Origin of the sequence: Peribacillus sp. NPDC097225, assembly GCF_044761955.1 — a bacterium.
In the GTDB taxonomy this organism is placed as follows: domain Bacteria; phylum Bacillota; class Bacilli; order Bacillales; family DSM-1321; genus Peribacillus.
Window position 1 is genome coordinate 269,074 of sequence record NZ_JBIWDJ010000003.1, and the last position, 14,988, is coordinate 284,061.

15 protein-coding genes are annotated in these 14,988 nt (G+C 41.1%); 11 read left to right on the forward strand and 4 right to left on the reverse strand.

Translation table 11 applies throughout. From position 1 onward, the window contains the following. Positions 1-73: 73 nt before the first annotated feature. Entirely contained in the window at positions 74-1,288 is a 1,215-nt protein-coding gene (locus tag ACIQXH_RS11455; RefSeq protein WP_403123552.1) for a M20 family metallopeptidase, read from the reverse strand. Positions 1,289-1,362: 74 nt separating this feature from the next. On the opposite strand from ACIQXH_RS11455, the gene ACIQXH_RS11460 reads away from it, so the two are divergent. After that, positions 1,363-2,025: a phosphatase PAP2 family protein gene (locus tag ACIQXH_RS11460; protein WP_403123555.1), complete on the forward strand. Its 663-nt coding sequence runs from the start codon at positions 1,363-1,365 to the stop codon at positions 2,023-2,025. Positions 2,026-2,122: 97 nt separating this feature from the next. Here the strand turns inward: ACIQXH_RS11460 and ACIQXH_RS11465 are convergent, their stop codons facing one another. Then, on the reverse strand, positions 2,123-2,641 hold the full coding sequence (locus ACIQXH_RS11465; protein WP_402867722.1) for an antibiotic biosynthesis monooxygenase family protein: 519 nt from the start codon (positions 2,639-2,641) through the stop codon (positions 2,123-2,125). Between the two features lie 281 nt (positions 2,642-2,922). On the opposite strand from ACIQXH_RS11465, the gene hemE reads away from it, so the two are divergent. From hemE to ACIQXH_RS11485, 4 genes are all read left to right on the forward strand, one after another. Further along, a complete protein-coding gene (gene hemE, locus ACIQXH_RS11470) occupies positions 2,923-3,966 on the forward strand; it encodes a uroporphyrinogen decarboxylase (RefSeq protein ID WP_402868528.1) in 1,044 nt (347 codons plus the stop codon). A 74-nt stretch (positions 3,967-4,040) separates the two neighbouring features. Continuing rightward, positions 4,041-4,973 (forward strand): ferrochelatase, encoded by a 933-nt coding sequence (gene hemH / locus ACIQXH_RS11475; RefSeq protein WP_402867723.1) that lies wholly within the window; start codon positions 4,041-4,043, stop codon positions 4,971-4,973. Between the two features lie 24 nt (positions 4,974-4,997). Then, positions 4,998-6,437 carry a protoporphyrinogen oxidase gene (hemY, locus tag ACIQXH_RS11480; RefSeq protein ID WP_402867724.1) on the forward strand — a complete coding sequence of 480 codons (1,440 nt, stop codon included), beginning with the start codon at positions 4,998-5,000 and terminating at the stop codon, positions 6,435-6,437. A gap of 142 nt (positions 6,438-6,579) precedes the next feature. Continuing rightward, positions 6,580-7,155, forward strand: a complete 576-nt coding sequence (locus tag ACIQXH_RS11485; protein WP_402867725.1) for a TetR/AcrR family transcriptional regulator — start codon at positions 6,580-6,582, stop codon at positions 7,153-7,155. A 164-nt stretch (positions 7,156-7,319) separates the two neighbouring features. On the opposite strand, the gene yhfH is transcribed toward ACIQXH_RS11485, so the two are convergent. Beyond that, positions 7,320-7,448, reverse strand: coding sequence for a protein YhfH (gene yhfH, locus ACIQXH_RS11490; RefSeq protein ID WP_402867726.1), 129 nt, complete (start codon positions 7,446-7,448; stop codon positions 7,320-7,322). A 170-nt stretch (positions 7,449-7,618) separates the two neighbouring features. Here yhfH and ACIQXH_RS11495 point away from each other — a divergent pair, with 170 nt between their 5' ends. From ACIQXH_RS11495 to ACIQXH_RS11510, 4 genes are all read left to right on the forward strand, one after another. Continuing rightward, positions 7,619-8,353, forward strand: coding sequence for an MBL fold metallo-hydrolase (locus ACIQXH_RS11495; protein ID WP_402867727.1), 735 nt, complete (start codon positions 7,619-7,621; stop codon positions 8,351-8,353). Between the two features lie 50 nt (positions 8,354-8,403). After that, positions 8,404-9,393: a lipoate--protein ligase gene (lplA, locus tag ACIQXH_RS11500; protein ID WP_402955790.1), complete on the forward strand. Its 990-nt coding sequence runs from the start codon at positions 8,404-8,406 to the stop codon at positions 9,391-9,393. Positions 9,394-9,577: 184 nt separating this feature from the next. Then, the gene (locus ACIQXH_RS11505) at positions 9,578-11,122 is read left to right on the forward strand and encodes a fatty acid--CoA ligase family protein (protein WP_403123557.1); all 1,545 of its coding nucleotides are present in this window, start codon (positions 9,578-9,580) and stop codon (positions 11,120-11,122) included. Between the two features lie 178 nt (positions 11,123-11,300). After that, positions 11,301-11,828 carry an HD domain-containing protein gene (locus tag ACIQXH_RS11510; RefSeq protein WP_402867729.1) on the forward strand — a complete coding sequence of 176 codons (528 nt, stop codon included), beginning with the start codon at positions 11,301-11,303 and terminating at the stop codon, positions 11,826-11,828. Positions 11,829-11,919: 91 nt separating this feature from the next. On the opposite strand, the gene ACIQXH_RS11515 is transcribed toward ACIQXH_RS11510, so the two are convergent. Continuing rightward, entirely contained in the window at positions 11,920-12,507 is a 588-nt protein-coding gene (locus ACIQXH_RS11515) for an SCO family protein (RefSeq protein WP_403123560.1), read from the reverse strand. A gap of 193 nt (positions 12,508-12,700) precedes the next feature. Here ACIQXH_RS11515 and ACIQXH_RS11520 point away from each other — a divergent pair, with 193 nt between their 5' ends. Both ACIQXH_RS11520 and ACIQXH_RS11525 read left to right on the forward strand, forming a co-directional pair. Next, positions 12,701-13,966: a M48 family metallopeptidase gene (locus ACIQXH_RS11520; RefSeq protein ID WP_402990111.1), complete on the forward strand. Its 1,266-nt coding sequence runs from the start codon at positions 12,701-12,703 to the stop codon at positions 13,964-13,966. Positions 13,967-14,119: 153 nt separating this feature from the next. Next, positions 14,120-14,929 (forward strand): YitT family protein, encoded by an 810-nt coding sequence (locus ACIQXH_RS11525; protein ID WP_402867732.1) that lies wholly within the window; start codon positions 14,120-14,122, stop codon positions 14,927-14,929. Positions 14,930-14,988: the final 59 nt, after the last annotated feature.

Below are 14,988 nucleotides of genomic sequence, written 5' to 3' on the forward strand. Positions count from 1 at the left end.
GTGCTTCATTTCGTGCAAAAGGGAACCCCTGGAATTAATGGGGTTCCCTTTTGCTGTTCGGATAAGTCAATGCCTATCCTTTATTCGCAATAGTGTCTTGTTCTTTTCGTGGTTGTTTTTTCTTTTGATAAGTGACTGCCGCGGTACCTAATGTCTTGGCAGCTATAAGCATGGCCCGTTCATCAAAGTCGAATAGGGGATGATGGTGTGGATAAGTAGGGTCTTTTCGTGGTTGGGCACCAGTAAAGAAGAATGTTCCTTTGACATTCTGTAAATAATAAGAAAAGTCTTCACCTGTCATGTTTGGCTCAACTTCCTCTAGGAATTGGACTTCTTTGATTGAGCTGGTGCAATCGATAAGGAACCTGGTCTCCTCTTCATGGGTGACGACTGCTGGATAGCCTTGATGGAATTGGTAGTCATAGGTGCAATCGGCAGAAAGGCAAATCCCTTTAACGACCCTTTCTATTTCTTCACGAATGAAAGAACGGACATCTTCTTTGAAAGTTCGGACTGTCCCAACTATCTTTGCTTTGTCTGCAATGACGTTAAAGGCATTATCCGCGACAAAGGAACCGATGGTGATGACGGCTGAATCCAATGGGTTAATGCGACGACTGATGATTTGCTGTAAAGCAACCACGAGTTGGGAGGCAGTCACGATGGCATCCCGTGTATTATGAGGTTGTGCACCATGTCCCCCTTGACCTTGTATCAGGATTTCAAAACGGTCGGCTGCCGCCATTAGCGGACCATATGCGTATTGAATGGTTCCTGTCGGGGCCGTTGCCCATAAATGGGTGCCAAAAATCACGTCCACCCCATTTAAACAGCCTGCTTCGATCATTGGTTTAGCCCCGCCTGGAGCATATTCCTCTGCATGCTGATGGATAAACACATATTCACCTTCCAATTCATCCCTCAGTTCATAAAGGGTCTTTGCAAGAACCAGAAGAGTCGCGGTATGGCCATCATGTCCACAAGCATGCATGATGCCGGGAACGGTGGACTTATAAGGGACTTCCTTTTCATCCTGAATGGGAAGTCCGTCAAAATCGGCTCGCAATGCAACCGTCTTACCGGGGTTACTACCATAGATCTTTGCCACTACTCCGTTTCCCCCGACGTTGGTTTGAACATCTATCCCTAGTTTCCGATAAAACTCGGCGATAAAGGCAGCTGTTTTGGTTTCATGAAAGGAGAGCTCAGGATATTGGTGAAGGTACCGTCGGATCGATACCATCTCCCCGTAGGACTCTTCAAGAAGAACATCTAATCGTTCAATCATCACAAACCTCCTAATCATTGGATTATTTGTAAATAGTATATCATAATTGGAGGGGGTAAAAGGGGAAATCGGTCATGCATAAAGGAGCATTTATCATGATTAAATATCCGAAGCTTGCTTCCATACTAATATGCTTGTTCATCTTCATTATGATCATGAACGAAATAGAAAAAGGAGTCATATTACCCTTTGACAGTACTATTTCGAGAATCTTTACAGGGGTGGATACTACACATTGGTTTCCTTTTTTTAAAACGATCACATATCTCGGTTCATCCATTTTTATAGGGTGTGGCAGTCTAGTTCTCGTTCTATATGTATGGTTTGGAAAGAAGGATTACACGGCGATGGCAGTCGTCTCGATAGGAGTGGCTGGAGGCGACCTCTTAAAGAGATTGATAAAGAAATGGATCCAAAGAGATCGTCCTGAATATAGCTTGGTGGAAGCTCCGGGTTTCAGTTTTCCAAGCGGGCATTCCATGGTAGGAATGATCTTTTATTGTATGGTTGCTTATTTCACCATTAAAGCAATAAAGTCCAAATCACTGAAATGGGTAGCCGGCATTGGATTTCTTTTACTAATCCTGCTCATCGGAATGAGCAGGATCGCCCTTAGAGTCCATTTTCCTACCGATGTCTTGGCTGGCTTTGCCCTCGGGGTGGCGTATAGCGTAGGTTGTCTATCCATATATCAATGGTTTAAGAGGAAAGAGGTTAGGGGAAATGAGGGGCCTTGAAACCAGGGGCAAGGATGATTCGTCCGTTTTTTGCCAGTTTTAAAAAAGAAAAGGCCGATATCCAAAAATGGGTGGCCTTTTCATGTATGGTTGATGCCTATTCATCGGTATCCTTCACTAAAGTGTATTGGGTCAGATAGGCTTCGCCTGAGAACATTTTCTGGCTTGAATTGGTTACCGGGGAATTGGATCCATTATTATGGAAGGCTTGCTCGAAGGAGCTTGAGTTCTTCCAACTTAAAAAATTCGTTTGTTTTTCCCAAATGGTCAAGATGACGTATGTTTCGGAATGGATTGGCCTTAGGATACGAAGGGCGACAAGGCCAGGTTCCTTTTCAATGAAACCAGAAATATTTTTAAAGCGATGCTCGAATACAGGACGGCCCTCTTCGCTGACAGGGATATTGTTCATGACGACATACCCGTTTTCAGGAAGTTCGCCCGTGCCACCCACGACTTCGTATTTACGTGGCGAAGCAAAAATGGTTTTACTTGTTGTCTCATGTAAGAGAACGGTAGTTTCCGCATTTTGCATGAGCAATATTTTTTCAGCTGGATGCTTATCTTTTTTTATTTTCATGAAATTGAATGTGCCTGATGTAATGTATATATTCATATTTTCCCCTCCGATAGTTAATAGTAGTCTCTATACCCATTTTACCCAACAGGTAATGTTTTTACCATGATCCTTCAACTAGTTTTGTCACTTCGTTTGCTCAGGTTTTTTTCGAAAAAGGTCGAATTTCTGACAAATACTTAGGTTGGCTATACTTCTATATTAGAAAAAGCTATAGTTTAAGGAGATTCAATTTGAAATTCAACTACCATCTGATATTCTATGTAAGTGATACATAAAAAAAGGAACGTTGAGTGTGTGAAAGGTGGATATTAATGAGTATGGATATTAAGAATGATACATTTTTAAAAGCTGCTAGAGGAGAGAAAACGGATCATGTGCCAGTTTGGTATATGCGTCAGGCAGGTCGTTCACAGCCGGAATACCGTAAATTGAAGGAAAAGTATTCTCTTTTTGAAATTACACATCAGCCGGAATTATGCGCTTTTGTAACAAGATTGCCTGTTGAACAATATGATGTGGACGCAGCGATTTTATATAAAGATATTATGACACCGCTACCAGCATTGGGCGTGGATGTTGAAATCAAGTCAGGAATTGGTCCAGTCATTTCCAATCCGATACGATCATTGAAAGATGTTGAAAAATTAGGGGAATTGACTCCGGAAGAAGATATTCCTTATGTATTGGATACGATTAAATTATTAACGAACGAACAATTGACTGTCCCATTGATAGGGTTTTCTGGTGCACCGTTTACGATCGCTTCCTATATGATTGAGGGTGGTCCATCGAAAAACTATAATAAGACGAAAGCATTCATGTATTCCGAGCCAAAAGCATGGTTTGCGTTAATGGACAAGTTAGCGGAAATGATCATTGTCTATGTGAAGGCACAGATTAAAGCTGGCGTTAAAGCCGTGCAAATCTTCGACTCATGGGTAGGTGCTTTAAATGTCGAGGATTATAGGGTGTTCATCAAACCTATCATGAATCGTATTTTCACTTCGTTACGTGAGGAAAGTGTACCGCTAATCATGTTCGGTGTCGGGGCAAGCCACTTGGCATTGGAATGGAATGACCTTCCTATCGATGTAGTAGGACTGGATTGGAGATTACCTATTTCACAAGCAAGGGAAATGGGCATTCAGAAAACGGTTCAGGGGAACCTGGATCCTGCCATCTTATTATCATCATGGGATATCATAGAGGAACGTGCTAAACAAATCCTTGATCAAGGCATGCAACAGGATGGCTATATCTTCAATTTGGGACATGGAGTATTTCCTGATGTGAACCCGGAAACATTAAAGAAGTTGACCGCTTTTATACATGAATATTCATCAAGCATGAAAAAAGGCTGAGCGAATCATTTGAAACGCACTGGCTAAAAGATGCAAAATAGATTGATCGAAATTTTCTAAAGAGGTGTAATTTCATGACAACGAAAAAAATGGGCCTTTTAGTCATGGCTTATGGAACTCCGTACACAGAAGAAGATATTGAAAGATACTATACGCATATCCGTCACGGAAGAAGACCGAGTGATGAATTAATGGATGACCTTAAAGGAAGATATAAAGCAATTGGAGGTTTGTCCCCCCTTGCAAAGATTACAGCAGGACAAGCTGAAGCGCTTGAAAAACAATTGAACTCCATCCAGGACGACATTGAATTCAAGGCTTATTTGGGCCTTAAGCATATCGAGCCATTCGTCGAGGACGCGGTTAAACAAATGCATGATGACGGCATCACGGAGGCTGTCAGTATCGTATTGGCACCCCATTTTTCAACTTTCAGTGTGAAGTCCTACAATGGACGGGCGCAGGATGAAGCGGCCAAATATGGCATGAGCATTCAATCCGTTGAAAGCTGGTACGATGAGCCGAAATTCATCCAGTATTGGGTCGATCAATTAAAAGGCGTAATCGGGAAAATGACGTCAGAAGAACGTGATAATTATGCGTTGATCGTTTCGGCACACAGTCTTCCGGAAAAGATTCTACAATTGGGGGACCCATATCCGAAGCAGCTTGAAGAAACGGCAAAATTGATTGCCGAGGGTGCAAGTGTCTCCAATTATGCGGTAGGTTGGCAAAGTGCTGGACAGACGCCAGAACCTTGGCTTGGCCCTGACGTTCAAGATCTTACAAGAGACCTTTATCATGAAAAAGGATTTAAGGCTTTCATTTACATTCCTGTAGGATTTGTAGCGGAGCATCTTGAAGTCCTATACGATAATGATTATGAGTGTAAAGTGGTTACTGAGGAAATCGGGGCTGGATATTACCGTCCGGATATGCCAAATGTAAAACCGGCATTTATCGATGCCTTGGCTACCATTGTTTTAAATAAGCTGGATGAGAAATAATTATTTTTAAAAAGAGGGCGATGAATGGTGGATCAGCCTATAAAAACGATTGCCATAATCGGCGGAGGGATAACCGGACTTGCTTCAGCTTATTATCTTCAAAAAAGGTTGAAGCAGGAAGGTCTTCCTCATGAAGTGCTTTTAATAGAAGCTGACCCTCGCTTGGGCGGGAAAATAAAGACCACCGTAAAGGATGGCTTTATCATCGAAAGAGGACCAGAATCATTTCCAGCCCAGAATTCACATGTAGTCCGCCTAGCGAGAGAAGTAGGTATGGAGGAACAGCTTGTAAGCATGAAGGATGGCAGTCTTTCCGTGTTAGTACGGGAAACGCTCTATCCTTTACCAAAGGGTACTTTAATAGGAATTCCGATGAAACTTGCTCCCTTTTTAAGGACCCAATCCATCAGTCTTTTCGGAAAGTTGAGAGCTGTGGCTGATTTAATCCTGCCTCGTTCTAAAGAAAAGAAGGATCAGTCGTTTGGCGGTTTCATCAGAAGGCGACTGGGTGATGAGGTATTTGAGAACCTAACAGAACCGGTGTTATCGAACATTGTTGCGGGGGATCTGGACGGAATCAGTCTAATTTCCACGTTTCCTGATTTCTACGAAACCCAGCAAAAACATCGTAGTCTCATCATGGGCTTGAAGAAAAATACAGCTTCCAAGGAATATTCCACGACAAGAAGAGACCAGCAAACGTTTAAGGCAGGGATGGAGTCGTTCATTCAGGCAATAGAAGGAAAACTTGCCCCTGAAACTTTCCTTAAGGGCGTAAGGGTAAGGGAAATTGACAAAGTGAACGATGAATATGTCATTCAATTGAATAATAATTCTGCGGTTCATGCCTCCTCAGTCATTGTGGCAACGCCCCATCAGGCTAGCTATAACATGTTTGCGAATTACCCCTACTTTGATATGCTAAGGGAAATGTCAGCCATCAGTGTGGCTACAATCTCTTTGGCATTCGATGAAGACGCATTTAATATGGAATTAAGGGGTAGCGGTTTTGTGGTGTCCCGAAACAGTGATTATACAGTTACTTGCTGTTCATACACTCATAAGAAGTGGCCACATATGACACCGGCCGGAAAAATTCTACTTCGCTGTTACATCGGACGCTCCGGTGACGAAACGGTGGTAGACTTATCAGATGAAGAAATCATAAGGATTGTATTGGATGATCTGAACAAAACGATGTCGATAACCAAGGAACCTGACTTTGCATTGATCAGTCGATGGAAAAAGACCATGCCGCAGTATACGGTCGGTCATAAAGAAAAGGTTGAACAGTTAAAGAAAAGCATCAGAACTGAACTACCCGGTGTCTTTCTTGCCGGCAGTTCTTATGATGGTTTCAGTTTGCCAGACTGCATCGGTCAATCCGAGAAAGTGGTGAAGGAGGTCTTTGACTTCATTCAACAAGTCGATGCCACTCCCATAAAAACAGTGTCTGTCCATTGATGGGTAGTCACTGTTTTATTGATAAACGGGAAGGCCAGTGAATCATATATTGGTAAATCGATTGAATTACAAGAGATGTTTTGGTAAGATATAATAGAACTTATTGACCGTTTCTTTATTTTGGTCAGATTTGGGGTGAGGAATGTCTGTTGATCGTAAAAAATTGATTTTAGAAGCTGCTACTAAATCCTTTTCTCTCTTTGGATACAAGGCAACGACGATGGATCAAGTAGCTAAAATTGCCAATGTTGGTAAAGGTACGATCTATACCTTTTATAAGAATAAAGAAGAGCTGTTCAAAGAAATTGTCCAACGGATGATAGAGGAAATGAAGTATGAAGCTGAACAATCCTTCGATCAAGAATTACCCTTCTTCGAGAATCTGCATAGAGCTGTGTATCGTATTCTGGAATTCAGGCAGGAACATCAATTATCCTTGAAACTTCTTCAGGAAGAAAGGGAAATTGGGACGCCGGCTGTTCAGGATATGGTGAATGAAATGGAAGAAGCCATAGTGTCGTATATTAAAGAAAAACTAATAGCGGCGATTGAAAAGGGTTACATTCAGGACTGTGACCCGGAGATAACCGCTTTCCTCATGTTAAAAATGTATCTTGCCCTCATTTTTGATTGGGAACGGTATCATGAACCATTAGGGAAAGAAGAAATTGCCGAGTTATTCAAAGTATATTTATTCAAAGGGTTATCAGTTACTTGATAATTCTTTTTTTTGTCTTTTGACCTTCATACCTGTGTTCATCTGTTGTAAAAGAACAGATAAAAAGACGATTCCAAAAAAGGAATCGTCTTTTTATCTGGGGATAGGTCAGTTGGTGTAACCCTATATGGATCATCCTACTGGATGGTAAAACACTTAAACTCTCATTCTCCAGTAAGGCAATGATCACATTGGTTTCCGTAACATTCGTGCTGTTCTTCAATTTTCTTTCCACAATCCACACACTGCTTTGGAGGTAAGTTTCTAAAGAACTCTACGCTACTTTGAATCATGAACATCATCTCCTGAATTTTTTTATTAATCTGATTTCTATAGATTTATTGTATTATAACAGAGTGATAATGTCAACTAATGTTTTATAACATATATGAAAAAGATGAAATGAGGGGGAGAATAGTTTATATTTATGGGGAAGTCATGAGAGAATAAAGGAGTGCCAAAGATGAAAATCACCGTAATTGGCTGCTGGGGCGGCTACCCAGCTAAAAATGAGGCAAGTTCCGGCTATTTGCTTGAATATGAAGATTTTCGCATTCTACTCGATTGTGGAAGCGGTGTTTTATCGCAGCTACAAAATCACATGAAACCTGAAGAACTTGATGCGGTCGTGCTATCACATTATCACCCAGATCATGTAGCGGATATTGGTGTCTTACAGCATGCGGCACTAATACAGCAAATCTTGGGCAGTGAGAAAAGGACCATTCCTATATATGGCCATGATTTGGATACTACGGAATTCGAAAAGTTAACATATAAGGATATTACAAATGGAGTGGCCTATTCCACTGATGAACCTTTAACGATTGGACCGTGCACTTTTACTTTTATGAAGACGAAACATCCTGTGCCATGCTTTGCCATGAGAATCGAAGCTGAAGATCATGCCCTTGTTTATACGGGGGATAGTGCCTATATGGATGAATTGGCTGAATTTGCGAAGGACGCCAATGTTTTATTGTGTGAAAGTAATTTTTACAGCAACATGGACGGCACAAAGGCTGGTCATATGACGGCAAGGGAAGCGGGAATGCTCGCCGATAAGGCCGACGCCCAACTTTTGTTGTTGACCCACCTCCCACATTATGGAGACCTCAACCAACTCAAAAAAGAGGCTTCCGAGGTTTTTAAACGGGAAATTGCTATAGCCAAAAGCAATCTTGAATTTCAATTATAAAATATTTGAACGAACAAATGGATGAAGAACGCCGACAAGGGGGAGCTACGTTGCTTTTTATTGATAATAAAGGTATGACAGATCCACAGATTAATTTAGCTATTGAAGAATATGCGCTCAAACACTTGAATATTGATGAAACTTTTCTTTTATTCTACATAAACCGTCCGTCCATCATTATCGGGAGGAACCAAAATACGATAGAGGAAATCAATTCGGATTATGTTGAAGAAAACGGGATTACCGTTGTCCGCCGACTTTCAGGGGGAGGGGCTGTTTATCATGATTTGGGGAATCTTAATTTCAGCTTCATCACGAAAGATGATGGGGACAGCTTTCATAATTTCAAAAAATTCACTGAGCCGGTCGTTCAGACGCTCGAAAAATTGGGAATACATGCTGAACTAAGCGGACGTAATGATATCCTCGCCGAAGGAAAGAAAATTTCCGGTAATGCGATGTTTTCAACGAAAGGCAGGATGTTCAGTCACGGTACCTTGCTGTTTAATTCGGAAATGGACCACATCGTTTCGGCCTTGAAGGTGAAGAAAGATAAAATTGAGTCAAAGGGCATTAAATCGATTAGGAGCCGGGTTGGAAATATTGCCGACTTTCTTAAAGAACCGATGTCAGTGGAAGAATTCCGTTCTTTCCTTTTGAAGAATATTTTTGAAGATAGTGAAGTCATTCCGGAGTACGTTCTAACAGAGGACGACTGGAAAAGAATCCACGAGATCTCAAAAGAAAGATATCAAAACTGGGAATGGAACTACGGGAAGTCCCCTAAATTCAATGTGCAGAATTCTCATAGATTCCCCGTTGGATCGGTGGATATCCGTCTAGAAGTGAGCAAGGGAATCATTAGGAACTGCAAAATTTATGGTGACTTTTTCGGAGTGGGGGAAGTTACGGATATCGAGCAAAAACTGATCGGAGTCCGGTATGAAAAGGAATCGATTAATCGTATTTTAGATGAAATTGATGTCCACCATTATTTTGGCAATGTAACAAAAGAAGAAATTTTAGCACTCATCTTTTAATGATTACAAAAGCTGTCCTCGTAAATGGGGACGGCTTTTGTGTCTAATTATGACAATAATTGCTTAAAAATGGATATAATTGTTGATGTTGGTTCTTTCTTTTACTATAATAAAAGTGTATTTAGTTTGCGTTAAAAATGAATGACTGCTCATTCATGCTATGTACACAGGGGGAGGGAGAACGATGAATTTATCTGAACAGCTTCATCAAACAGCTTTAATAAAGGCTGATAAGCCAGCTTATTACTTTATGGATCAATCCACTTCATATAGAGAACTGGATGCGGCCGTATCAAAGTTTGCAGACGAACTACATAAGCTTGGTGTCTCAAAAGGTGATAATATTGCCTTGCTTCTCGGCAATTCTCCACATTTTATTATTTCGATGTATGGCGCACTACGAACAGGGGCCACTGTCATACCTGTTAATCCAATCTATTCGCCAGATGAAATCGGGTATATATTGAATAACGGTGATGTCAAGGTAGTGGTGGCTTTAGACAAGCTTTCACCATTATTGGAGAAGTTGAATCCGATTCTTTCAAGTGTTGAGAATTACGTCATTTGTGAAACGCAACCAGATAATGGGGAGATGAGTAAACTTAGCATTTACCCTAAAATGAAATCGTTTACACAGATGATAGCATCAGGGGATGTCCAGTTCAAAGGACCCGATTTAGATCCGGAAGACACAGCCATTATTCTATACACATCGGGTACTACTGGAAAACCAAAAGGAGCCATGCTTTCCCATAAGAATATCTACTCGAATGCACACGATACGGGTGAGTACTTAAACATTACGGAAGATGACCGTGTGGTGACAACGTTGCCCATGTTTCATGTATTCAGCCTGACTGTCGTCGTGAATGCCCCATTACTAAGCGGGGGCACACTGTTGATCGTTCCACAATTCAGTCCAAAGGAAATTTTCAGGCTAATCAAAAAATATGAGGCGACGGTCTTTGCTGGTGTTCCTACCATGTATAATTTCCTGCTTCAATATCCTGATGGTACGGCTGAAGAACTTGAATCATTACGTTTTTGCATTTCGGGAGGCTCGGCTTTGCCTGTATCCCTTCTTGAATCCTTCGAGAAAAAATTCAATGTGAATATCTCAGAAGGGTATGGTTTATCCGAAGCTTCTCCCGTAACCTGCTTCAACCCCTTGGATCGCCCAAGGAAAGCAGGCTCGATTGGAACCAATATAGTCAATGTCGAAAATAAAGTCGTGAATGAATTAGGAGAAGAAGTAGGGGTCAATGAAGTTGGCGAGTTAATTGTCAGAGGGCCGAACGTAATGAAGGGGTATTATAAAATGCCAGAGGAATCGGCTGCCGTTTTAAAAGATGGCTGGCTTTATACCGGAGACTTAGCCCGTATGGATGAAGAAGGCTACTTTTTCATTGTGGACCGTAAAAAGGAACTCATTATTGTCGGTGGATATAATGTTTACCCGCGTGAAGTAGAAGAGGTTCTGTATGCCCATCCCGAAGTCGTGGAAGCGGCAGCGATAGGTGTTCCAGATCCGAATCAGGGCGAAGTCGTCCAATGCTTTGTAGTGAAGAAAAATGACGCGTTGACCGAGGAAGAATTACTTGCTTATTGTTTAGAGCATTTAGCCAAGTATAAAGTTCCGGCCAAAATCGAGTTTATAGACGAGCTCCCGAAAAATACGACAGGCAAGATTTTGCGTCGTAGCTTAAAAGCCCATGTAACCCAAGTATGAATGATACCTAATTAGATAGGAGACAATGGCCTTATGTGCTATTGTCTTCTTTTTTGTACAGCCGATTTGACTAGTAAAAGCATAAATTATATGAAATGAGCCTTTATCTTGCTTATTTTTTTCAAAAGAGATATTATGGTTATTAAAAATTTCCCTAGATGAAAGGAGAAGAGGAAGAATGAGAGATGTAAAACTTTTAGATATTTTCACCCACCCCATTGCTCAAAAATACCTGAACCGTTCAGGAATGGCCCATGCGATAGCCGTATCCTATCATGCATTTCATATGGCAAAAGAATACAATGTAGATCCTGATATCGCCGCAAAGGCCGGACTTCTGCATGATATGGGCCACTTCACATGGTACAGCAATGGAAAATGGGACTATGACCTGTATAAACAGAACGACATCCATCCAATCAAAGGGGCTGAGAGAGCCCATAAGTTGTTAATCCGGCTTGGAGAAAACCCGATTAAAGCCAAGACCATTTCCCTCGCGATCCTATTTCACACCGATTCATTTTTACCTTCAAATGATATAACTCGAACGCCACTTCAGCAGGTCGTCAAATGGGCCGATGAGAAAGATGAAGAAGAAGGCGGAAAACACCATTACCGAAAAATTGATTTCCTGCGTGCAAAAGAAAGCATCATTAAATTAGACACACTCATTGATGAAGAGGAAAGGAAAAAGCTATCATCCTAAGTATCGACGGATGATAGCTTTTTCTATTACAGAATGTAAGTTTATGATGAATTCAAGTGTTCGAAGTCATGGGCATTTTCATCTTCGGTTCTTATTCGACTTCCTTCATAATGGCTTGATATACCTCATCTTTACCAAAATCATATTCCCCCATGCCGAAAACTTCAACAACACGATTATCAGTATCTAGTAAATAAGTAGCCGTACTATGAACGAATTCCCCGGTCCCCGAATCCCGAAATAGAAAATCGAATTGATCCGTGAGTTTTTTCGTATCCTCGGGTGTACCCCGTAAGAACTCCCACCCTTCCGTTTTGTTCATTTCAAACGCTTGGGCATATGATTTCATTTTATCTATGGTATCCATTTCTGGATTAAACGTAACGGTCAAAAACTCCACTTCCTTCCCAAAAATATCCTGCTTCACAAGTTCATCCCGAATTTTTTGCATTTGATAGGTGGTGTTTGGACATAAATCTGGACAATCAAGGTATATGAATTCTAATAGGCGAACTTTGGGCTTTAAATTGGAGAAGCTGTATGTACCCCCGTCATGGGTATTCATCGTAATTTCTTCGGGAAACGCCATTTTTGCCTGGCGGTACTCTGTAAAATAGTAGATGCCCGATCCAATTCGAATGACCAATAATGTAGTGAAAATAATATAAATCTTTTTCATCGTATCTTCCACCTCAAGTCTGATATTCTATCTTCACTATACAGGATGAAATTCCTATAGAAGGAATGAAATTGGGTGTAATCATGAACATTTATGGACAATTATTTATCAAAGGGATTGGAAATACGGTTCTAACCTGTCCATTTTGGATTAAACTATAAAAAAGGCACGATTGTTTTAAAGGAGGGGCTTCATGGTAAGGAAATGGGCTGGAAGAGCAATTCTTATATATATACTTTTTGTGGCCGTTATGTTTTGGTATATATTCTATGGTGCAGATACGGCAATCCCTCAGGCATTGCGCGGTACGGCGGCCGATCCTGCAGAATTTCTAAGCGCCAGGGAGCTTCAACTTAGTGAGGAGTATTCCGGGCTGCGAAACTTCATCTTTTTTGTTGCGACTCCCTATGAATGGCTAATGTATTTTTTCATACTTTTATTTGGACTTTCAAGGGGTTTTGAAAAATCGGCTACCACGATTTCTAAACGAAAAGGAATTCAAACGACCATATATCTATTTTGGCTCTCATTGATTTCCTATGTAGCGTTGTTTCCAATCAGCTTCATGGGCTATCAGATGAGTAGACGGTATCATATAAGCACTCAGAGTTTTTCTTCATGGATGAAAGACGATATCATCGATTTTTGGGTAAATTTCGGTACGATGTTCATCATCGTTTCCGTGCTATATTGGCTGATGAAAAAAAGTGCAAAGAAATGGTGGCTTTATGCCTGGTTACTATCCATTCCCTTTACCTTATTTCTCATGTTTGTCCAACCGGTATTAATCGACCCTTTGTATAATGATTTTTATCCACTGAAAAATAAAGAGTTGGAAACTGAAATCTTAGCACTTGCAAAGAGAGCAGATATTCCCGCAGAACATGTATACGAAGTGAATATGGCAGAAAAAACAAATGCTCTCAACGCCTATGTAACGGGAATAGGTTCGAACTCCAGGATCGTTCTTTGGGATACCACATTAAACAGGCTGGACGAAGATGAAATCTTGTTCATTATGGCACATGAAATGGCTCATTATGTGGAGAAGCATATTTATATCGGGATAGCAGGATATATCGGCATGACATTGGTTGGTCTATGGCTGACAGCAAAAATCATGAACTACGTCATAAGGCGATGGGGCCATTTACTTAAGGTACGATCCGTTGATCGAATCGCTTCATTGCCTCTTTTTCTCTTGATTATCTCTGTACTGCTGTTTGTTTCCAGCCCGCTATCGAACTATGTATCCCGTTACCAGGAAACGAGAGCGGACCGGTATGCGATTGAAATGACAGAAGACCATGAGGCTGCCATCACTTCATTCCAGGAACTTACGAGGTCAGGGCTTAGCCAGGTGAACCCTCCGCTCCTGGTAAAATGGCTTCGTTATTCACATCCCACGATGCTTGAAAGAATATCTACGATAGAAAATGAGGAAACAACGGGTGATTGAAAGCTAGCTTAACAGGCTGGCTTTTTTTCTTGCCTAACTTCAGGAAAAAGGAAAATTCTGAGTTTATTTTCAGAAAAAACTATCATTTTATAAATTTACCGTTCTCTACTATAATAAATGAAAATTCCCAGTGCGTTTTTAAGGAGACCAGCTATGTATAATATAATTTTAATCACGTTAGGATCAGTGCTTGTTGCCTTAGCCTATAATTTATTCTTGATTCCCCATTTAATTTTGAGCAGCGGACTCAGTGGAATTGCGATCATGTTAGGAATCATCACCCCAATCAATACAGGGGTATTGAATTTTATATTGAACCTTCCGCTACTCATTGTGGGCTATTTAAAGTTGGGGAGACGTTTTATCACTTATACGATATTATCAGTTGTCGTGATATCGGTGAGTTTGTATGTTATACCGATTCATGGCGTTTCGACGGAGCCGATATTATCTTCTTTGTTCGGGGGAGTCATTTCGGGCGTTGGCATCGGCATTATCTTTCGTGCTTCAGGGTCATCGGGAGGATTTGATATCATTGCCATGCTCCTGGCTAAGAAGAGGGACTTCCCGCTTGGGACATTGCTATCAGGGATGAATGCGGTTGTGGTGATTGCTTCTGGATTCAAGTTTGGATGGGATGCGGCATTATACACATTGATTTCGATTTACGCGGCAGGCAAAGTGATCGATACGATCCATTCCAATCATATTAAATTGACGTTAATGATCGTCACAAAAAAAGGTGATGAGATGAAGGATCGGCTACTTACTAATTTATACCGTGGCATTACGGTCATGGACGGGCAAGGTGCCTATTCGGGTGAGCAGAGCAAAGTGATGATGACGGTCATTACACGCTATCAGTTAACCGATGTGAAGGCGATGATCAAAGAAGTGGATCCGGATGCCTTCGTTAATATCACGGAAACGACTGAAGTCATGGGAATGTTTCATAAAGAATGATAAACGGATAAAAGCCCCCCATATAAGGGAGGCTTTTTTGACTTTATATTTCACATGGC